Genomic DNA, 19677 nt, shown 5'->3' with positions numbered 1-19677 from the left:
TCCATTGAGGGCGCACCAAAAGCGGCGCGCCCTCAAAGAGCTTAGAAGTTCGCAGCCTCAAGCGCCATGACAGTATCGCCGCCGGTGTTGATGCGCGCGAGGTGCATCGCAGTGGCAGGTAGTTGGCGTGCCATGTAATAGCGGCCGGTCGCGATCTTGGTTTCATAGAACCCGGTGTCGGATGCGCCGCTTTCTAGTGCTTCCATTGCCGCTTTCGCCATGCGCGCCCACATCAGGCCAAGGCAGACATGACCCATCATGTGCATGAAGTCATATGACCCCGACAGCGCATTGTTCGGCTTGGTCGCGTTCTGCATGAAGTACATGCCAGCGGCCTGAAGATCCTTTGACGCCGCTTTGAGTGGCACCAAGAAGTCCTTGTTCAGGGCCTCATTGCCTTCGTTTTCCTTGATGAAGGTTTTGATCATCTCGAAGAACGCCATCACATGCTTGCCGCCATTCAGCGCCAGCTTGCGACCCACGAGGTCAAGCGCCTGCACGCCGTTGGCACCTTCATAGATCATCGCGATCCGCGCATCACGGGCGTATTGGGACATGCCCCATTCTTCGATATAGCCGTGGCCGCCGTACACCTGCTGTGCGGCTGTGGCGTATTCAAAGCCTTTGTCGGTCAGGAAGCCTTTGATCACAGGCGTCATCAATGAGATCAGGCCATCGGCATCCGCGTCTTGGTTCTTATGCGCGCGATCGATCAGATAGGCGCCCCAATAAGTGAATGCGCGTGCGCCCTCGACGAATGACTTCTGGTCCATCAGGTTACGGCGAATATCAGGGTGCACGATCAGCGGATCGGCAGGCCCGTCAGGGTTCTTGGCGCCGGTCACATCGCGCCCTTGCAGGCGGTCGTTGGCATAGGCCACGGCATTCTGATAGGCACTTTCGGCCTGGGCATAGCCCTGCAGGCCAACACCCAGACGCGCTTCGTTCATCATTGTGAACATGGCGCGCATGCCCTTGTGCTCTTCGCCGACAAGGAAACCGGTCGCTTCGTCATAGTTCATCACACAGGTCGAGTTGCCGTGGATGCCCATCTTTTCTTCGATCTTGCCCACGGACACGCCGTTGCGTGCACCCAGCGAGCCATCCTCGTTGACCATGAACTTGGGGACGATGAAGAGCGACACACCTTTGATGCCCTCAGGCCCGCCCTGAATTTTGGCCAGAACAAGGTGGATGATGTTTTCGGCCATGTCGTGCTCACCAGCCGAGATAAAGATCTTCTGACCAGAGATTTTGTAGGATCCGTCACCGTTCGGCACGGCCTTGGTGCGCATCAGGCCCAGATCGGTACCGCAATGCGGCTCGGTCAGGTTCATTGTGCCGGTCCACTCACAGGTGGTCAGCTTGGGCAGGTAGGTCTGCTTTTGCGCGTCAGACCCGTGCGCATAGATCGCGGAATAGGCGCCGTGTGTCAGGCCCTGATACATGTTGAACGCCATATTCGCGGACACAAACGGCTCCTGTGCGGCTGTGTGCATGACATATGGAAGGCCCTGACCGCCATACTCGGGGTCACAGTCCATGGCGGTCCAGCCGCCCTCTTTCATCTGCTGGAAGGCTTCTTTGAAACCAGTTGGCGTGCGCACGACACCGTTTTCCAGCACACAGCCCTCTTTGTCGCCGACCACGTTCAGCGGATGCAGCACTTCAGAGGCCACTTTGCCCGCCTCTTCGACCACAGCGGCGGTAAAGTCGCGGTCAAGGTCCTCAAAGCCCGGAATGTCCTGTTCGCTGACTTTCAACAGGTCATGCAGTACAAACTGGATGTCTTTGGTGGGTGCATTGTAGATTGGCATCTGAAGTCTCCGGTTGGTCGTTTTGGGGCGGCGCCTATGTGTCAGGCAGCCGCCGTTTTTTCTTTGGCCAGTTGGGCAAGCTTTTCAGCGCCCCAGGCCATCTGTTCTTTCAACTCGCCAATCGCCTCTTCCAACTCGGCCTTCTGGGCCTCCATGTCGGCAAGGTGGCGCTCGGCAAGAACATAGGTCTTTGACAGTTGCGCTTCTTGCCCGTCGTCCATGTGATAGAGGTCAAGCAATTGGCGGATTTCTTCCAACGAGAAGCCAAAGCGTTTGCCGCGCAAAATCAACTTCAGGCGCGCGCGGTCGCGTTTGGTGAAAAGGCGGCGCTGGCCTTCCCGAATTGGAAAAAGCAGTTCTTTGGCTTCGTAAAAACGAAGCGTGCGTGGTGTGACATCAAAGGCGTCACACATCTGACGGATATTCAATGTATCGGTCGTCATCACTCATATCTTTCTGTGCATGGGGTTAACGAATGCCACGCAACTGCAAAGGATATAGACAGCATACAAGTAAAGTTGACGCGCACGTAAACGTAACGTGGCGTCACGGTTCGGTTGACGAAAGGTCAGGAAAGATGACGCTGGGTGATGCGCAATAAAAAAACGGGGAAAACGCGGCGTTTTTCCCTCTAAACCGTAATTTTTACTGGTGTTGCTGAGTCGCGTTGACGGGCGCTGTCGCCTATCCGAGGGTCTTTGCCGTCTCGTCCCGCAGGTTCTTGAGTTCGGCAATCGTATCTTCAAGCTGCTTTTTCTGCTCGGCAAGCTCGACCAGTTGCTTGTCCGCCAGTGTCACCCATTCGTGCATCTGCGCCTCGGTGCCCTGATGTTCGTAGATCAAGAGCCATTGGCGGATATCCTCCAACGAAAAGCCGAACCGCCGTCCGCGCAGGATCAGTGTCATGCGCGCGAGTTCTTTTGCGCCATAAAAGCGCGACCGTCCTTCGCGTTCGGGCCGCAAGAGTTCGATATACTCATAGTAGCGCAAAGTGCGCGGTGTGACGTCGAATTTCGCGCACATCTCTTTAAATGACAGCCGTGTTTCGGACATCTGCTTCTCCCTCGGCGCAATGGTAGCGGCAACAAAGAAACGGGGCAATATGGATTGCTAGCCACCAGGCGCGTAGAGGTGGTCAAAACCGCAATTCAGCGTTACCCATCTCAAGAACCTTTCAGGAGCACACATGTCTGATGCGCAGAAAACCCGCCGCGATAAATTGGCCCGCCAGTTTATTGCCGCAATCCCGCATGCCCAGGCCTTGGGGATGCAGGTGACCGAAATTGATGACGGCAAGGCTGTGATCGCCATGGATTATGATGCCCGTTTCATCGGTGATCCCGAAACCGGGGTCATCCACGGGGGCGCTGTTTCGGCGTTGATGGATACCTGCGCAGGGGCGGCCGTGATGGCGCATCCGGCGGCAGCGCTTGCGACGGCGACGCTGGATTTGCGCATCGACTACATGCGCCCCGCCACTCCCGGTGACCGGATCACGGCAACAGCCGAGTGTTATCACGTGACCCGTTCGGTCGCCTTTGTGCGCGCCACGGCCGTGGATGCCGACCCGTCGCGCCCTGTCGCCACGGCTACAGGGGCCTTTACGATCGAAAGGGGCAAATCATGAGCCGCCGCCCTGAACCTGTGCAGGTCATCAAGCAGCGCCGTGATGCGACCCTTGCTGCGCTGGTCGCCGGCGTGCCTTACATCCAGTTTCTGGGTATTCGGATTGACCGGCGCGGCGATGAGCTTACCGCTATTTTGCCCTATGACGACAAGCTGATCGGCAACCCGATGTTGCCTGCCTTGCACGGCGGTGTCACGGCCGCCTTTCTGGAAGTGACCGCGATTGTTGAACTGAGTTGGGCCATGATCTGGGAGGATATGGAGGCGGGCAAGTACACGGACGATACGCCGCGCATTCAACTGCCCAAGACAATCGACTTTACCGTCGATTATCTACGCTCGGGCCTGCCGCGTGATGCCTATGCGCGCGCGCGCGTCAACCGTTCGGGCCGCCGCTATGCCTCTGTCCATGTCGAGACATGGCAGGATAACCGCAGCCGTCTTTTTGCCTCTGCCACGGGTCATTTCCTGATGCCCGAACGCGATGGCTAGCGCACTCACCCACAAACGGGTGCTTGCGATTGCCTTGCCGATTGTGCTGTCGAACGCGACGGTTCCGATTTTGGGGGCCGTGGACACAGGTGTTGTCGGACAATTGGGCGAAGCCGCACCGATTGGCGCGGTGGGCATCGGCGCGATCATCCTGTCTGCGGTCTACTGGATTTTCGGTTTCCTACGCATGGGGACCACGGGTCTGACATCTCAGGCAAGTGGGGCAGGGGACAGGGATGAGGTCGATGCGCTTTTGGCGCGCGCGCTCTTGATCGGCATATCGGCGGGCCTTGTGATGATCATCGCGCAGGTCGCGATTTTCAACGCTGCCTTCTGGATATCCCCTGCAAGCGCCGAGGTGGAAGCCTTGGCACGCGCCTATATGGTCATCCGCGTCTGGTCTGCCCCTGCCACAATTGCGCTTTATGGTATTACCGGCTGGCTGATCGCGCAGGAACGCACGCGGGCGGTGCTGGTCATTCAGGTGGGGATGAATGGTGCCAATATTGCCCTGAGTTTCTGGCTTGGCCTGCAACTGGGCTGGGGTGTTGAGGGTGTGGCTTGGGCCACGTTCATAGCCGAATGGGGCGGTCTGGTGTTGGGGCTGTGGTTTTGCCGCGGTGTCTTTGGGCGTGCGGCCTGGTTGTCGGCGGCGCGGGTGTTTGATCTGGTCCGGCTGAAGCACATGGCGCTGGTGAATTCCGACATCCTGATCCGCTCTGTTTTGTTGCAGGCGATCTTTGTGAGCTTCCTGTTCTTCGGCGCGGACTTTGGCGATGTGCAATTGGCTGCTAACCAGATCCTGATGCAGTTTTTGCAGGTCACCGCCTACGCGCTTGACGGGTTCGCTTTCTCTGCAGAGGCGCTCGTCGGTCAGGCGCTGGGCGCCCGTGCGCGGGCCGCTTTGCGGCGCAGTGCGGTGTTGAGCAGTCTGTGGGGCGGCATTGTTTGTGCAATCCTGGCGCTGAGTTTCGCGCTTTTTGGCGGGCGTGTGATTGATATTATGACAACTGCACCCGAAGTGCGCGAGGTCGCGCGCATTTACCTGCCCTATATGGTGCTGGCCCCGATTGTGGGCGTTGCGGCATGGATGCTGGACGGGATTTTCATAGGTGCCACCCGCACCAAGGATATGCGCAATATGATGGTGATTTCTGCGCTGGTCTATTTCACCACGGTGTTGCCGCTGATGGCGCTGTTCCAGAACCACGGGCTCTGGATGGGCTTGTTGCTCAATTTCGTGGTGCGCGGTGCAACGCTGGCGTGGAAATACCCCGCGCTCGAGGCCGAGGCCGACAGACCACGCTCAGGTCCAGTCGCCGCGCCCTGATCCCACAGCGTCGGCGACAGTCGCGAAACCATCGCGTTGCAGCAGAGTGTCGAGGCCTTGTGCGATCTCACCTGCGAGAGAAATGCCGCCGTAGACAAGGGCTGTGTAAAGCTGTACCGCAGAGGCCCCTGCGCGGATTTTCTGATAGGCCTGTTCCGCCGATCCAACGCCGCCCACACCGATAATCGGCAGTCTCGTCAGCCCTGCCAGTTGCGCGAGCACCCGCGTGGATTTTTCAAACAGCGGTTGGCCGGAGAGCCCGCCCATTTCCGCCTTATGCGGCCCATGCAGACCCGCGCGATCCAGCGTGGTGTTCGTGGCGATGATGGCGTCGATGCCCGAAGCATTTGCGACCTCGGCCACTTCTGCAAGTTCGTCGGTGCTCAGGTCCGGTGCGATTTTCAGGAAAACAGGGATCGGGTTAGCCAGCGTGGCGCGTGCCTGCATCACCCCGTCAAGCAGTGCGGCAAGCGCGGCTTTGCCCTGCAGATCGCGCAGCTTTTCCGTGTTGGGCGAGGAGACATTGACCGTCGCGAAATCCACGACCGGACCACAACGCGTCAACACCGTTGCGAAATCTGCGGCCTTGTCGGCACTATCCTTGTTGGCCCCGAGGTTCAGGCCGATCACGGCACCTTTAGGCCGTTGGGCAAGGCGGGTGGCAATCGCCTCCATCCCGTCGTTGTTGAACCCGAAGCGGTTTATCGCGGCCTGATCCTGGGTCAGGCGAAAGAGGCGGGGTTTCGGATTGCCGGGCTGGGCGCGAGGCGTGGCGGCACCAACCTCAAGAAAGCCAAAGCCGGTGCGTGAAAGCGCATGCAGCGCTGTTGCGTTCTTGTCAAAACCGGCGGCAAGACCGACAGGGTTTAGCAGGTCCAGTCCGGCCAAGGTGGTGCGCAATCGCGGGGACGTAACGGGACCGCTGCGCGGACCAAGCCCGGCGTTCAACGCCTTGAGCGCAAGCCCGTGGGCCGTCTCGGGGTCAAGCAGGCGCAGCGCGGGCAGACCGATTTGTTCTAGCGCTTTCATCACAACTCCGGAAACTGATGCACGCCGTCAACCACAGGCAATGGCTTGCTCCACACCACATCATCCATGCGCAGGGTGCGGTAAAGATGCGGGAACAGTACGTTTTCGCGGGCTGGCTCCCATTTCAGCGGGTCCAGCGTGTCGGCCTCGACCGCCAAGAGCACCAGTCCTTCAACACCGGCAAAGTATTTGGCCGCCGTCTCGGCCACGGTCGCTGCGGTCGAGAAATGGATATAGCCATCCGCGACATCAATCGGTGCACCGACAGTTTCGCCGTCGGCCTGCAGTGTGGCCCATTCATCGGCCCGGAATATTTTATAAATCAGCATGCGGGTGTCATGGCTATTACACATGCGTTGGTCAAGCATCCACGCACAGTCAGTTGACGCAAGGGCCACTAAACTAGGCATTTATTAAATTTGACTCTCGCAAATCGCCTCGCCACTCTGACAACATTCCAACCTTGGGGGACCTAGACCTATGATGTTACGTATCATGACAACGACCTGTGCCATGGCCATGATGGCAAGCACAGCTATGGCCGAATACACTTTGCACGTTATTCACACCAATGACCTGCACAGCCGGATCGAGCCGATCAACCGTTTCGATTCGACCTGTAATGCCGAAGATAACGCGGCTGGCGAATGCTTTGGCGGGATCGCACGGGTCATTACGAAAATCAACGAACTGCGCGAGGAACTGGCAGGCGAAAACGTCATTCTGCTTGATGCGGGCGACCAGTATCAGGGCAGCCTGATGTACACGACCTATAAGGGTGATGTGGAAGCCGAATTCATGGAACTGATCGGCTATGATGTGATGGCTGTTGGCAACCACGAATTCGATGACGGTGACGAAGGTCTGCGCAAACTGACCGACGCGGTTTCCTTCCCTGTCATCTCCGGCAATATCGACGTCTCAAGCTCGAATATTCTGGCAGGCCAGGTCGACAACCATGTTGTTCTCGAAGTCGGAGGCGAGCGGATCGGCATCATCTCGGCACTGGCTGTTGATACGGCCGAGACATCCAGCCCGTCGGACGCGGTGATTTTCACGCCCGAGACCGAGAGCCTTGCGGCGGACGTCGCGGCTCTGGAAGCGGACGGTGTGACCAAGATTATCGCGCTTAACCACGTTGGTGTGACGAAGGATATGGCGATTGCCGAAAGCGTCGCAGGCATTGATGCGGTTGTGGGTGGCCACTCGCATACGCTGTTTTCAAACACCGAAGAAGGCGCGATGGCCTATCCGACGATGGTTGGTGATGTGCCCGTTGTGCAGGCCTATGCCTATTCAAAATACATCGGTCATCTGACACTGGTGTTCGACGACGCCGGCAATCTTACATCTGCGACGGGTGATACATATCTGCTGGATGCCAGCGTGGCGGAAGATGAAGCCGCGGTTGCGCGTGTCGCCGAACTGGCCGGTCCTATCGAGGTCATGAAGACCCGCATTGTCGCCGAGGCTGCAGATGTGATTACCGGTGACCGCGAAGTCTGCCGTGCGATGGAATGCCCGATGGGCAACCTTGTGGCGGATGCGATGCTTGATCGTGTCAAGGATCAGGGTATCCAGATCGCAATCCAGAACGGTGGCGGCCTGCGCGCAACCATCGACGCCGGTGAAGTGACCATGGGCGAAGTGCTGTCGGTGCTTCCTTTCCAGAACACGCTGTCGACCTTCCAGGTGACTGGCGCAGATATCGTCGCGGCGCTTGAAAACGGTGTTGGCCAGATTGAAGAGGGTGCAGGCCGCTTCCCTCAGGTCGCAGGCATGTCCTTTACGGTTGATGCTGCTGCAGCGCCCGGTTCGCGTATTTCTGATGTGATGGTCGGCGGCGCGCCGATTGATCTGGCAGCGACCTACGGCGTGGTTTCAAACAACTACGTGCGCAATGGTGGTGATGGCTACAGCATGTTCGAGGATGCAATGAATGCCTATGACTATGGTCCCGACCTCGCTGATGTGACGGCAGAGTACCTTGCCGCGAACGCACCCTATCAGCCTTATACGGACGGTCGCATTACCATGCGTTAGGCCCGATAGGTTGAAAATCAGATGCGCTGCGGGGAACCGTGGCGCATTTTTTGTTTCGGTGTGTAAAGGATTAATCAAACTTCATTCTTGACGCGCGCAAAGAAATTGTTTCCGATGGAAAAAGTGCGCTCGGTACAAAGGATGGGTCGCGATGGCCGAGAAAAAGATCAAGAATATGGAAGAGTTTTCAGCCGTCAGCGGTATTTCGCGGCCGACGGTGTCAAAGTTCTTCAACAACCCAGACAGCGTGCGCCAATCGACCCGTGCCAAGATCGAAGCGGCGGTCGAGAAATACGACTACCGACCCAATATTTTCGCGATGAACCAGAACCGCAAGCTGACTAAGAATGTCGGGATTGTGGTCCCATTGCTGACAGACCCGTATTTCGCCGAAATCGCGCGCAACCTGGAACAGCGCTGTCTTGATGCGGGCTATCGGCCCACGCTGTTCAGCGCGCATGGCGATCCTGCTCTCGAAGTCGAGGTTCTCGACAACCTTCGGTCGATGAAGCCGGCAGGTGTTCTATTGGCACCCTTAGGGCGCGCATCGGACCGCGTCGCCTTGGAGAAATTCTGTCGGGATGTGCCGACTTTGATTTTTGACAGTAGCGTGGATCAACTGGGTCTGGCCTTTGTCGGATCGGATAACTTTCAGTTTACATCGCACATTACGGACTATCTGTGCCGCACCGGTGAGCCTCCATGCTTCTTCGAGATGAAGACACCCGCAAACCCCAACGCGCACAGGCGCAGGCAAGCCTATCTGACCGCCATGGAAACCTTCGGCTATACGCCGCAGGTGATTTCGGTTGAAGGTGAAGGCTGGGGCTTTGAGGAGATCGGGCGTCTGGGGGGGCATGATGCCTTGGCGAACCGGAGCTTTGGCACCAATACGGTCCTGTGCAGCAATGACCGTTTGGCGATCGGTCTTTTAACGGCCTGTTATGAACGGAACGTCCGTGTGGGGCGCGGACCTGACTGTACAATTCGTGTGGCCGGGCAGGACGGGCATCCGCATTCACGCTATACCTGCCCGCCGCTCACGACGATTTCACATGACTATGACGCCGTTTCGAAGCGTGCCGCCGAGGCGCTTTTTGAGGCGATCGACGGCGATGTATCACCTTGGAAAAGCACGCGAATAGAGGGCAAGCTCGTCCTGCGGGACTCGGCCTAGCCTCCAAATACTTTACGCGCGTAAAAATTTAGTTGACGGCGCGTTGTTCTTTCCCTTAGCGTGGGTTCATCACATCCAATAGGGAGGAACACCGGATGTCTTTGAAGAGCACTCTTTGTGCTGCCACTGCGCTTACGCTGGTCACAGCTGGCGGCGCTTTCGCAGACGCACACTCCGCAACGATCACCATCGCGACCGTGAACAACGGCGACATGATCCGTATGCAGGGTTACACCGATCAATTCACTGCAGAAACAGGGATCGCCGTTGAATGGGTGACGCTGGAAGAAAACGTTCTGCGCCAGCGCGTCACAACTGACATCACCACAAACGGTGGTCAGTTCGACATCATGACTATCGGCATGTACGAAACACCGATCTGGGGTGCAAACGGCTGGCTGGTTGCGCTGGATGATCTGTCCGCAGAATACGATGCGGCCGATATCCTGCCTGCGATGGCCGGTGGTCTGTCCTATGACGGGACACTTTTTGCAGCGCCATTCTACGGCGAAAGCTCAATGGTCATGTATCGCACAGACCTGATGGAAGCAGCCGGTCTGGAAATGCCAACTGCGCCGACATGGACATTCATCCGCGAAGCCGCGGCTGCGATGACTGACCGCGACGCGGAAATCAACGGTATCTGCCTGCGCGGCAAGGCCGGTTGGGGCGAGGGCGGTGCTTTCATCACAGCAATGTCCAACTCTTTCGGCGCACGCTGGTTCGACATGGACTGGAACGCACAGTTCGACACAGAAGCTTGGGCGAACACGCTGAACTTCTTCAAGGGCATGATGGACGAAAGCGGCCCTGCCGGTTACGCGACCAACGGCTTTAACGAAAACCTGTCGCTGTTCAACCAGGGCAAGTGCGGCATGTGGATTGACGCGACTGTTGCGGCATCCTTCGTGACAGGCGCTGACTCGACTGTTGCTGACAGCGTTGGTTTCGCACTGGCACCTGACAACGGTCTGGGCAAGCGTTCCAACTGGCTCTGGGCATGGGCGCTGGCAATTCCTGCGGGCACACAGCAGGAAGCAGAAGCCAAGCAGTTCATCGAGTGGGCCACGTCCAAGGACTACATCGAGCTGGTTGCAGCCAACGAAGGCTGGGCAAACGTTCCTCCCGGTGCGCGTACATCCCTGTACGAAAACCCCAACTACCAGGCGGTGCCTTTCGCGCAGATGACGCTAGACTCGATCCTGTCGGCTGATCCGAACAACTCGACCGTTGAGCCAAGCCCATATGTTGGTGTTCAGTTCGCTGCGATCCCGGAGTTTGCAGGCATTGCGTCGGAAGTAAGCCAGGAATTCTCTGCCGCATATGCTGGTCAGCAGACTGTCGAAGAGGCGCTCGCCAAAGCACAGGCGATCACCAACGAAGCAATGGAAGCTGCTGGCTACCGCTAGCACTCCTCCCAGGCCAAGGGGCAGTACCCGTAGCTGCCCCTTGGTACAAAACCCTTCTGCACTTACACTTTCACCTGACAACAACGCGTAATTATTCCGTGGTTGTGACCAGAGGAGATGCATCCAAATGGCGACCAAAGCTTCCCGATCCGCTGCCAGACTAATGATGGCACCCGCTGTGATCCTGCTCTTGGGCTGGATGTTGGTTCCCCTCATTATGACCTTGTGGTTCTCGTTCCGTGTCTATCTGCCGCTGCGTGGCGGTGACCAAGGCTGGGCCGGATTTGACAACTACACCCGCTTTGTGACCTCGAGCGCCTTCTGGCCCTCGGTCCAGACCACCCTGATTATTGTGCTGGGTGTCTTGGTAATCACTGTCGTCTTCGGCATCTTGATCGCACTCTTGCTGGATCAGCCGATCTGGGGGCAGGGCGTTGTCCGTATCCTTGTCATCGCGCCGTTCTTTGTCATGCCGACTGTGTCGGCACTGGTGTGGAAGAACATGTTCATGGATCCTGTGAACGGTCTTTTCGCCCATCTGTGGCGCTTTTTCGGGGCCGAGCCTGTCAGTTGGTTGTCCGATGCCTCGCTGCCCTCGATTATCATGATTGTCAGCTGGCAGTGGCTGCCGTTTGCCACGCTTATTCTGCTCACGGCTGTGCAGTCGCTGGACAGTGAACAACTCGAAGCCGCCGAAATGGATGGCGCACCCTGGCACAAACGCTTCTGGTTCCTTGTGCTGCCGCATCTCAGCCGCGCGATTACGATTGTGATCCTGATCCAGACCATCTTCCTGCTTGCGATCTTTGCCGAGATTTTCGTGACCACAGGGGGCGCTTTTGGAACACGGACGCTGTCATATCTTATCTTCCAGCGTGTGCTGGAAAGCCAGAACATTGGTCTTGGTTCCGCCGGTGGTGTCTACGCCATCATCCTTGCAAACATCGTCGCGATCTTCCTGATGCGGATCGTCGGTAAGAACCTGGATTAATATCATGGCACGTTCTGTTACCCCCCGCCGGAAGCTGATCAATACCACCATCGCCTGGGCGATTGGCCTGCTCATCTTCTTTCCGATACTTTGGACGATCCTGACCAGCTTCAAGACCGAGGCACAGGCGATTGCCGCGCCACCGATCTTTCTCGGGTTTGAGTGGACGCTTGAAAACTATCGTGTTGTGTTGGAGCGCTCGGACTATGCCCGTTTCTTGTGGAACTCGATCATCATCGCCGGTTTGTCCACGCTGATTGGTGTTGCAATTGCGGTGCCTGCCGCGTGGTCGATGGCCTTTGTGCCATCCAAGCGGACGAAAGACATCCTGCTCTGGATGCTCTCGACCAAGATGTTGCCTGCGGTGGGTGTGCTTTATCCGATCTACCTGCTGTTCATCCAGCTGGGACTTCTGGATAGCCGCGCCGGTCTGGTGGTCGTCCTGATGCTGATCAACCTGCCGATCATCGTCTGGATGCTCTATACTTACTTCAAGGAAATTCCCGGTGAAATCCTCGAGGCGGCCCGGATGGACGGTGCGACCTTGCCACAGGAATTGCTCTATGTGCTGACGCCAATGGCCATTCCGGGCATTGCATCAACTATGTTGCTCAACTTCATTCTGGCATGGAACGAAGCCTTCTGGACCCTCAACCTGACAGCCGTCAATGCAGCACCATTGACCGCCTTTATCGCCAGCTATTCCAGCCCCGAGGGTCTGTTCTTTGCCAAGCTTAGCGCGGCCTCGACCATGGCGATTGCGCCGATCCTCATCCTTGGCTGGTTCAGCCAGAAACAACTTGTCCGCGGCCTGACGTTCGGCGCGGTGAAATAAGGAACTGTAGACATGGGACAAATCGAACTGAAGCAGGTGACCAAGTCTTTTGGCGACGTACAGGTCATTCCACCGCTTGATCTGACCATCCACGATGGCGAGTTCACGGTCTTTGTCGGCCCATCTGGCTGCGGTAAATCCACGCTTTTGCGGCTGATCGCAGGGCTTGAGGATATCTCATCGGGCCATATCGAGATTGACGGCAAGGATGCCACCGATCTGGTACCCGCCAAGCGCGGCCTTGCGATGGTGTTCCAGTCCTATGCGCTTTACCCGCATATGTCGGTGCGCAAGAACATCGCTTTCCCATTGCGCATGGCCAAGATGGACCCCGCCGAAATTGACCGTCGTGTGAATGCCGCCGCCGAGGTGTTGAACCTCGCTGATTACATTGACCGGCGTCCGGGGCAGTTGTCCGGTGGTCAGCGTCAGCGCGTGGCGATTGGCCGTGCGATTGTGCGCGAACCTTCGGCCTTCCTGTTTGACGAACCTTTGTCCAACCTTGACGCGGCTTTGCGTGTGGGTATGCGGATGGAAATTTCCGAGCTGCATAAAAAGCTCAAGACGACCATGGTTTACGTGACCCACGATCAGGTTGAAGCCATGACAATGGCCGATAAAATCGTGGTCTTGCAGGCCGGTGTGATCGAACAGGTCGGTTCTCCGCTCGAACTCTACCGCCGCCCGCGCAACACCTTTGTGGCAGGCTTTATTGGCTCGCCTAAAATGAACCTGATCGACGGTGAAGAGGCTGCCAAACATGACGCCACCACGATCGGAATTCGTCCTGAACATATCGACGTGGTCGAAAGCGGCGGCATGTGGCAGGGCACTGTTGGCGTGGCTGAACACCTCGGCTCTGACACCTTTTTCCATATCCATAACACCGGTCTGACGGAGACAATCACCGTGCGTGCCATTGGTGATATCAACCTGACACATGGTGACACGATCCATCTGAACCCGCGCATGAAGGAACTGCACCGCTTTGATGCCCAAGGCCTGCGGATCGACTGATGCAACTGGCCGGGAAAACTGCGCTGATTACAGGGGCCGGCCGTGGCATCGGGCTTGCCTTTGCCAAGGCTTACACGGCTGAAGGCGCGCGCGTTGCGATTGCGGATATTGATCTTGCGCGGGCGCAGGCGGCGGCATCTGAAATCAAAGGGGCCGTCGCTGTAAAGATGGATGTGTCTGATCAGGCCAGCATCGAAGCGGCGGTTGCCGAGGCGGCCAATGCACTGGGGCAGATTGATATTCTGATCAACAACGCCGCTATTTTTACGGCAGCCCCGATTGCCGAGATCACGCGCGCCGACTATCAGCGGGTCTTCGATATCAACGTCGCGGGCACGCTTTTTACGATGCAGGCCGTTGCAACCCATATGATCGAGCGCGGTGTCAAAGGCCGCATCATCAACATGGCGTCGCAGGCAGGCAGGCGGGGTGAAGCCCTTGTTGCGGTCTACTGCGCATCCAAGGCGGCAGTCATCAGCCTGACGCAATCGGCAGGGCTGAACCTGATCGCCCACGGGATCAACGTCAACGCCATCGCACCCGGAGTGGTGGACGGCGAACACTGGGAGGGGGTGGATGCGTTTTTTGCCAAATACGAAGGCAAGGCCCCCGGGCAGAAGAAAAAAGAAGTGGGCGAGGCGGTACCTTTTGGCCGGATGGGCACTGCCGAGGACCTGACAGGGATGGCCGTCTTTCTGGCCAGCGATGCGGCAAATTATATCGTTGCGCAGACTTACAACGTCGATGGCGGGAATTGGATGAGTTGATGAATATCCGGCAGAGAACCGATCTGGTGAAACTGAGTGATCAGACGCTTGCAGAGCTGCCTGAGGATATCTTGCGGCCAACCTACGACCGCTCCGCGCTTACGGCGGGGATCGTCCATATCGGTCTGGGCAATTTCCATCGCGGGCATCAGGCATGGTACTTGCATTGCCTGATGCAAAAGGGACTGGCTCATGACTGGGCGATTGTCGGTGCTGGCGTGCGTGCTGGCGACGCGGCGCAGCGTGAACGATTGGCCGCACAGGATTACCTGACCACACTGATTGCCTTGGATCCGGCAGGAAGCACAGCCGAGGTTGTCGGTTCCATGATCGATTTCGTGCCGGTCGAGGAAAGCAACGCCGCGCTGATTACGCAGATGGCCGACCCTGCAATCCGCATTGTCGCGCTGACCGTGACCGAAGGCGGCTATTATCTGGATCCCGCCACCAAGGGATTTGATGCCGAGCACCCTGATATCCTGCATGACGCAAAGACGCCGGACGCACCGGTCACCGCTTTTGGCGCGATGATCGCGGCCCTTAAGAAGCGCCGTGCCGCGGGGGTTGGCCCTTTCACCTGCCTGTGTTGTGACAACCTGCAAGGCAATGGCGGGATCCTGCGCCAAACGGTGGTATCCTTGGCGCGCCTTTCTGATCCGAACCTCGCGGACTGGATCAATGACAACGCCAGTTTCCCCAACTCGATGGTCGATTGCATCGTCCCTGCGACGGGTCCGAATGAGCTCGCACTCGTGCGCAGCCTCGGCATTGATGACGCCTGCCCTGTGACGCACGAGACCTTTCGCCAGTGGGTGATCGAGGATGATTTTTGCGCTGGCCGGCCTGATTGGGACCTTGTTGGTGCGACCTTCACCGATGATGTGCATGACTTTGAGGCGATGAAGATCCGCGTGCTGAACGGCGGTCACCAGATCATTGCGAACGCGGGCGAGTTGCTGTCGATCGAGACGATCTCGGGATGTATGGCCAATGACGATATTCGCACGCTCTTTGAAAAGGTTGCTACTTCAGAGATCCTGCCGCACCTCAAAGCGGTGCCCGGCATGGAACCCAATGCCTATGTTGATCTGATCTCGCGCCGGTTCTCCAACACACGGATCGTCGACACGACGCGGCGTGTGGCCTTTGACGGCTCATCGCGGCATCCCGGATTCCTTATCCCGTCCATTCAGGACGGATTGGCGGCAGGCACGCCCGTTGCAGGGCTTGCATTGGTTGAGGCAATCTGGGCGCGCATGTGTGCAGGCCTGCGCGAAGATGGCAGCGAGATTGCACCGAATGATCCCAATTGGGATACGTTACAGTCATTGGCGCAATATGCGCGCGAAAATCCGGCGCTGTGGCTCAAGCAGACAAAGTACTACGGCACACTCGGTCATGAGGCACGTTTCGCCGATGCCTTTGCGGCGTGGCTCGACATGCTCTGGACAAAAGGCACGACGGCAACGATCCGCGCCTATCTCACGGTTGCGGGCTAGATTTTCCTCTCTTGCATCACGATGATGGAGCTTCGGATATTTGTCTTGCAGAGCAAGACAGCCAAAGCAGGGTGCCGCAATGACGATGGCTGACATACAAGGTGGAAATCCCGGAGCCGCAGACGCACAGGGTTTCTGGATGGACGATGCGCGTCATCGCGCGTGGCTTGGTGCCCAAAGTGAAAGCCAGTTGAGATTTTTCGCTGCCAGTGCAGGGGACGCGCCGGGCTTTTCAATGCTGGATCACGGCGGCGAAGTGCTGGGTTCGGATGTGCAGGAACTGCATGCGACCACGCGCATGATCCACGCCTACAGCCTTGGCCACTTGCGCGGGTATCAAGGGGCAGACCGGATCATTGATCAGGGCATGGCCTATATTGCAAGTCACCACAAAGACCCTGTGCATGGCGGCTATTTTTGGGCGCTGTCGGACAAGGGCGTGCATGATGAACGCAAGCTGGCTTATGGCCACGTCTTTGTATTGCTGGCCGCGAGCAGCGCAAAGATCGCGGGTCATCCAGAGGCCGATGCGCTTTTGGCGGATATCGCCGAGGTGCTTGACCAAAGGTTCTGGGAGGAAGACGCCGGTCTGTTCAGCGACGAATGGAACCGCGACTGGACCCCGTTTTCCACCTATCGCGGGATGAATGCCAATATGCACGGTGTCGAGGCTTTGCTGGCAGCTTATGAAGCGACGGGTGAGGCCCTGTTTCTTGACCGTGCCGGACGTATCCTCGATTTTTTCGTCTACCAGATGGCATCGCAGAATGCGTGGCGTTTGCCCGAGCATTATACGAACGATTGGAAGATTGATCGTGCCTACGCGGGCAATCATATGTTCCGCCCCGCAGGCACCACGCCGGGCCATTCGTTTGAACTGGGGCGTTTGGCGCTCCAGCACTGGGATTTGTCTGGGCGGCCTGCGAACGGCGCACGCAAAGCTGCGCGCAAACTGATTGAACGTGCCCTTGCCGATGCATGGCTGCCGGAGGGTGGCTTGGCCTATACGCTTGATTTTGAAGGAAAGGTTGCCGATGGATCGCGGTTCTGGTGGCCCGTTACCGAGGCGATTGGTGCGATGGCGGCCCTGATTGTCATGGACCGAAGCCCAGCCGATGAAATCTGGTACAGGCGGTTGTGGGCTTTCGCGGATGCGCATTTCATCGATCACGCGCGCGGCGGCTGGTATCCTGCCATTGACGACCATGGCCAGCCCACAAGTTCAATCTTCACCGGCAAGCCTGATATCTACCATTCATTGCAGGCCTGTTTGTTGCCTTTGGCGGGTCGTCTGTCACGTCTGGTGCTTGCACCCGGGACGTAAGTCGGGTCATGTAGCGTTAGCGCTAACCCTTTTGGTTGACGTAGCGTGGTGGCACTGCTTGAGTCAGCCTCGTTAGGTAGCAGTGTCTTGCATGTAAAGAAATTCGTCGGAGTGACACCATGACAAATTCTGATCGCGTCGATAGACCGGATTTTCTGACGCAGGATGTACTGGTGGCGCTGAATGGCGGGGGACACGCGGCGCCCTATGAGGTCTTGGGGCCGCATAAAAGTGGCCGGAAACGCTGGATTGTCACGTTCCAGCCCGCAGCGGTTGAGGTTTTTGCCACTGTTGCAGGGAAAGACACCCCTCTGGCGCGTATTGCGGGCGATGTTTTTGCGGCACCTGTGGCAGGCAAAACCTATACGCTGACCATGCGCTACCCAGACGGCAGCACCTTTACCACACGCGATCCCTATGCCTTTGATCCGGTACTCAGCGATGTCGATGAATACCTGATCGGTGAAGGCACCCATAAAGAGCTTTGGCGCGCTTTGGGCGCGCATGTGATGAAACATCAGGGTGTTGCGGGTACCCATTTCGCGGTCTGGGCCCCCAACGCCCAACGCGTCAGCGTGATTGGCGATTTCAATACATGGGACGGACGCCGCCACGCTTTGCGACCCGTAGGGCAGACCGGTGTGTGGGAGATTTTTATCCCCCAGGTTGGCGATGGTGCCCTTTACAAATATCAGGTCACCGGGGCTGATGGACAGACCCGCGACAAAGCCGATCCGATGGGGTTTGGCTCGCAACATCCGCCCGAACAGGCGTCGGTCGTGCGTGATCTGGCGGGCTATGGCTGGAAAGATGCCCAATGGATGAAGTCGCGCGCTGCGCGTGCTGACCGGGCCAGCCCGATGACGATCTATGAGGTGCATCTGGGCTCTTGGCGGCGGCGCTATGATGATGGTGGGCGGCCGCTGAGCTATAAGGAACATGCCCGCGATCTGATCGCTTATGCGAAATACATGGGCTTTACCCATATCGAACTGCTGCCTGTCTCCGAGTTTCCTTTTGACGGATCATGGGGCTATCAGCCTGTAGGGCTTTATGCACCCACAATCCGATTTGGTCCCCCGAATGAATTCCGTGATCTGGTGGATACAGCCCATGCCGAAGGCATCGGCGTCCTGCTGGACTGGGTGCCGGGGCATTTCCCGACGGATGCGCATGGTCTCGCGAAATTTGATGGCACGGCGCTTTATGAACATGCCGACCCCCGCGAAGGGTTCCATCAGGACTGGAACACGTTGATCCCGAATTACGGGCGGCGCGAAGTGAAGAATTACCTTCTGGCCAACGCGCTTTATTGGCTTGAGGAATACCATCTTGACGGACTCCGTGTCGATGCTGTGGCGTCCATGCTCTACCGCGATTATTCCCGCGCCGATGGCGAATGGGTGCCCAACAAAGACGGCGGGCGCGAGAATTACGAGGCGATCGCCTTTTTGCAGGATATGAACATTGCAGCCTATGGGGCTGATGCCAGCATCATGACCGTGGCCGAGGAAAGCACATCATTCCCCGGTGTGTCGCAGCCGGTGCATGCGGGTGGGCTTGGGTTCGGGTACAAATGGAACATGGGGTGGATGAACGACACCCTGCGCTACATGGAAAAAGACCCGATCTATCGCCAGTATGATCACCATCTGATGACTTTCCCGATTGATTGGGCCTTTACCGAGAATTTCATCCTGCCGATCAGCCATGATGAGGTGGTCCATGGCAAAGGCTCTATGATCGCCAAAATGCCCGGAACCGAATGGGAAAAATTCGCCAACCTGCGTGCCTATTATGCTTTCATGTGGACTCAACCGGGCAAGAAGCTTTTGTTCATGGGGTGCGAGTTCGCCCAGCCCGAAGAATGGAACCACGACGCGGAGTTGAATTGGGGTGCGGCCGAACAGCCCGCCAACAAAGGCGTGCAGCAATTGGTGCGTGACCTGAACAGGCTGTACCGTGAAACGCCCAGCCTGCACGTCAAAGACTGCGAAGCGGCGGGTTTCCAGTGGATTAGCAATGATCCGAGCCAATCGACAATTGCTTTTCTGCGCCGTGGCAACGCGGGTGATGCACCTGTTGTAGTGGTTTGCAACTTTACGCCCGTGACCCGTGAGGGCTTTCAGGTCGGCGTGCCAGAGGCCGGTTTCTGGGAGGAAGTGCTGAATACTGACGCCGCAGTCTATGGCGGTGACAACCGTGGTAATCTGGGAGGATGCACGACGGAAAATAGCCCCGCTGACGGGCAGGCGCAGTCGATCCGGCTGACGCTGCCGCCCTTGTCGGTGGTCGTTCTGCGTAAGCAAACTACGTAAAAT

The 19677-nt window shown here is 57.6% G+C and carries 18 protein-coding genes; 13 read left to right on the top strand and 5 right to left on the bottom strand.

What is annotated here, in order from left to right; all coding sequences use genetic code 11:
- Positions 1 to 41 precede the first annotated feature (41 nt).
- The 3 genes from SJY29_RS10230 to SJY29_RS10220 form a co-directional block, all read right to left on the bottom strand.
- Positions 42 to 1817: an acyl-CoA dehydrogenase C-terminal domain-containing protein gene (locus tag SJY29_RS10230; protein WP_400082555.1), complete on the bottom strand. Its 1776-nt coding sequence runs from the start codon at positions 1815 to 1817 to the stop codon at positions 42 to 44.
- Positions 1818 to 1858: 41 nt separating this feature from the next.
- Positions 1859 to 2260, bottom strand: coding sequence for a MerR family DNA-binding transcriptional regulator (locus SJY29_RS10225; RefSeq protein ID WP_055291968.1), 402 nt, complete (start codon positions 2258 to 2260; stop codon positions 1859 to 1861).
- Positions 2261 to 2501: 241 nt separating this feature from the next.
- Positions 2502 to 2870: a MerR family DNA-binding transcriptional regulator gene (locus SJY29_RS10220; protein ID WP_400082552.1), complete on the bottom strand. Its 369-nt coding sequence runs from the start codon at positions 2868 to 2870 to the stop codon at positions 2502 to 2504.
- A gap of 133 nt (positions 2871 to 3003) precedes the next feature.
- Here SJY29_RS10220 and SJY29_RS10215 point away from each other — a divergent pair, with 133 nt between their 5' ends.
- The 3 genes from SJY29_RS10215 to SJY29_RS10205 are packed head-to-tail and all read left to right on the top strand — an operon-like array spanning position 3004 to position 5265.
- The gene (locus SJY29_RS10215) at positions 3004 to 3444 is read left to right on the top strand and encodes a PaaI family thioesterase (RefSeq protein WP_110279318.1); all 441 of its coding nucleotides are present in this window, start codon (positions 3004 to 3006) and stop codon (positions 3442 to 3444) included.
- Positions 3441 to 3935 carry a PaaI family thioesterase gene (locus SJY29_RS10210; protein WP_076657929.1) on the top strand — a complete coding sequence of 165 codons (495 nt, stop codon included), beginning with the start codon at positions 3441 to 3443 and terminating at the stop codon, positions 3933 to 3935. The genes SJY29_RS10215 and SJY29_RS10210 overlap by 4 nt, the downstream gene beginning before the upstream one ends.
- Complete coding sequence (locus SJY29_RS10205) at positions 3928 to 5265, top strand: MATE family efflux transporter (protein WP_400082547.1); 1338 nt, start codon at positions 3928 to 3930, stop codon at positions 5263 to 5265. Before SJY29_RS10210 ends, SJY29_RS10205 begins: the two co-directional genes overlap by 8 nt.
- Here the strand turns inward: SJY29_RS10205 and SJY29_RS10200 are convergent.
- Both SJY29_RS10200 and SJY29_RS10195 read right to left on the bottom strand, forming a co-directional pair.
- A complete protein-coding gene (locus tag SJY29_RS10200; RefSeq protein WP_400082544.1) occupies positions 5242 to 6294 on the bottom strand; it encodes a quinone-dependent dihydroorotate dehydrogenase in 1053 nt (350 codons plus the stop codon). The genes SJY29_RS10205 and SJY29_RS10200 overlap by 24 nt on opposite strands.
- Positions 6294 to 6623, bottom strand: coding sequence for a DUF952 domain-containing protein (locus SJY29_RS10195; protein WP_076657932.1), 330 nt, complete (start codon positions 6621 to 6623; stop codon positions 6294 to 6296). The genes SJY29_RS10200 and SJY29_RS10195 overlap by 1 nt, the downstream gene beginning before the upstream one ends.
- 151 nt (positions 6624 to 6774) lie before the next feature.
- Here SJY29_RS10195 and SJY29_RS10190 point away from each other — a divergent pair, with 151 nt between their 5' ends.
- The 10 genes from SJY29_RS10190 to glgB all read left to right on the top strand — a co-directional run bounded on the left by SJY29_RS10190 (position 6775) and on the right by glgB (position 19674).
- Positions 6775 to 8337, top strand: a complete 1563-nt coding sequence (locus SJY29_RS10190; RefSeq protein ID WP_400082540.1) for a bifunctional metallophosphatase/5'-nucleotidase — start codon at positions 6775 to 6777, stop codon at positions 8335 to 8337.
- A gap of 151 nt (positions 8338 to 8488) precedes the next feature.
- Complete coding sequence (locus SJY29_RS10185; protein ID WP_110279312.1) at positions 8489 to 9514, top strand: LacI family DNA-binding transcriptional regulator; 1026 nt, start codon at positions 8489 to 8491, stop codon at positions 9512 to 9514.
- A 95-nt stretch (positions 9515 to 9609) separates the two neighbouring features.
- The gene (locus tag SJY29_RS10180; protein WP_055291981.1) at positions 9610 to 10923 is read left to right on the top strand and encodes a sugar ABC transporter substrate-binding protein; all 1314 of its coding nucleotides are present in this window, start codon (positions 9610 to 9612) and stop codon (positions 10921 to 10923) included.
- 127 nt (positions 10924 to 11050) lie between these two features.
- Positions 11051 to 11914 carry a carbohydrate ABC transporter permease gene (locus tag SJY29_RS10175; RefSeq protein WP_055291983.1) on the top strand — a complete coding sequence of 288 codons (864 nt, stop codon included), beginning with the start codon at positions 11051 to 11053 and terminating at the stop codon, positions 11912 to 11914.
- A 4-nt stretch (positions 11915 to 11918) separates the two neighbouring features.
- Positions 11919 to 12749 carry a carbohydrate ABC transporter permease gene (locus tag SJY29_RS10170; protein WP_400082535.1) on the top strand — a complete coding sequence of 277 codons (831 nt, stop codon included), beginning with the start codon at positions 11919 to 11921 and terminating at the stop codon, positions 12747 to 12749.
- Positions 12750 to 12761: 12 nt separating this feature from the next.
- Positions 12762 to 13766 (top strand): ABC transporter ATP-binding protein, encoded by a 1005-nt coding sequence (locus SJY29_RS10165; protein ID WP_400082532.1) that lies wholly within the window; start codon positions 12762 to 12764, stop codon positions 13764 to 13766.
- Positions 13763 to 14533: an L-iditol 2-dehydrogenase gene (locus tag SJY29_RS10160; protein WP_400088897.1), complete on the top strand. Its 771-nt coding sequence runs from the start codon at positions 13763 to 13765 to the stop codon at positions 14531 to 14533. The genes SJY29_RS10165 and SJY29_RS10160 overlap by 4 nt, the downstream gene beginning before the upstream one ends.
- Positions 14533 to 16032, top strand: coding sequence for a mannitol dehydrogenase family protein (locus tag SJY29_RS10155; protein ID WP_400082529.1), 1500 nt, complete (start codon positions 14533 to 14535; stop codon positions 16030 to 16032). Before SJY29_RS10160 ends, SJY29_RS10155 begins: the two co-directional genes overlap by 1 nt.
- Before the next feature lie 79 nt (positions 16033 to 16111).
- On the top strand, positions 16112 to 17356 hold the full coding sequence (locus tag SJY29_RS10150; protein ID WP_400082527.1) for an AGE family epimerase/isomerase: 1245 nt from the start codon (positions 16112 to 16114) through the stop codon (positions 17354 to 17356).
- A 119-nt stretch (positions 17357 to 17475) separates the two neighbouring features.
- The gene (gene glgB / locus SJY29_RS10145; protein ID WP_400082525.1) at positions 17476 to 19674 is read left to right on the top strand and encodes a 1,4-alpha-glucan branching protein GlgB; all 2199 of its coding nucleotides are present in this window, start codon (positions 17476 to 17478) and stop codon (positions 19672 to 19674) included.
- Positions 19675 to 19677 lie beyond the last annotated feature (3 nt).

Origin of the sequence: Yoonia sp. R78084, assembly GCF_044595625.1 — a bacterium.
Lineage (GTDB): Bacteria > Pseudomonadota > Alphaproteobacteria > Rhodobacterales > Rhodobacteraceae > Yoonia.
This window is presented reverse-complemented; position numbering and strand designations above follow the sequence as displayed.

Bases quoted from the DNA above. Each gene is read 5' to 3' on its own strand.
- SJY29_RS10155 (WP_400082529.1), top strand. From the start codon at position 14,533: ATGAATATCCGGCAGAGAACCGATCTGGTGAAACTGAGTGATCAGACG.
- SJY29_RS10215 (WP_110279318.1), top strand. From the start codon at position 3,004: ATGTCTGATGCGCAGAAAACCCGCCGCGATAAATTGGCCCGCCAGTTT.
- SJY29_RS10220 (WP_400082552.1), bottom strand. From the start codon at position 2,870: ATGTCCGAAACACGGCTGTCATTTAAAGAGATGTGCGCGAAATTCGAC.
- SJY29_RS10180 (WP_055291981.1), top strand. From the start codon at position 9,610: ATGTCTTTGAAGAGCACTCTTTGTGCTGCCACTGCGCTTACGCTGGTC.
- SJY29_RS10165 (WP_400082532.1), top strand. From the start codon at position 12,762: ATGGGACAAATCGAACTGAAGCAGGTGACCAAGTCTTTTGGCGACGTA.
- SJY29_RS10225 (WP_055291968.1), bottom strand. From the start codon at position 2,260: ATGACGACCGATACATTGAATATCCGTCAGATGTGTGACGCCTTTGAT.
- SJY29_RS10190 (WP_400082540.1), top strand. From the start codon at position 6,775: ATGATGTTACGTATCATGACAACGACCTGTGCCATGGCCATGATGGCA.
- SJY29_RS10185 (WP_110279312.1), top strand. From the start codon at position 8,489: ATGGCCGAGAAAAAGATCAAGAATATGGAAGAGTTTTCAGCCGTCAGC.
- SJY29_RS10175 (WP_055291983.1), top strand. From the start codon at position 11,051: ATGGCGACCAAAGCTTCCCGATCCGCTGCCAGACTAATGATGGCACCC.
- SJY29_RS10200 (WP_400082544.1), bottom strand. From the start codon at position 6,294: ATGAAAGCGCTAGAACAAATCGGTCTGCCCGCGCTGCGCCTGCTTGAC.
- SJY29_RS10230 (WP_400082555.1), bottom strand. From the start codon at position 1,817: ATGCCAATCTACAATGCACCCACCAAAGACATCCAGTTTGTACTGCAT.
- SJY29_RS10150 (WP_400082527.1), top strand. From the start codon at position 16,112: ATGACGATGGCTGACATACAAGGTGGAAATCCCGGAGCCGCAGACGCA.
- SJY29_RS10205 (WP_400082547.1), top strand. From the start codon at position 3,928: ATGGCTAGCGCACTCACCCACAAACGGGTGCTTGCGATTGCCTTGCCG.
- SJY29_RS10195 (WP_076657932.1), bottom strand. From the start codon at position 6,623: ATGCTGATTTATAAAATATTCCGGGCCGATGAATGGGCCACACTGCAG.
- SJY29_RS10210 (WP_076657929.1), top strand. From the start codon at position 3,441: ATGAGCCGCCGCCCTGAACCTGTGCAGGTCATCAAGCAGCGCCGTGAT.
- SJY29_RS10170 (WP_400082535.1), top strand. From the start codon at position 11,919: ATGGCACGTTCTGTTACCCCCCGCCGGAAGCTGATCAATACCACCATC.
- glgB (WP_400082525.1), top strand. From the start codon at position 17,476: ATGACAAATTCTGATCGCGTCGATAGACCGGATTTTCTGACGCAGGAT.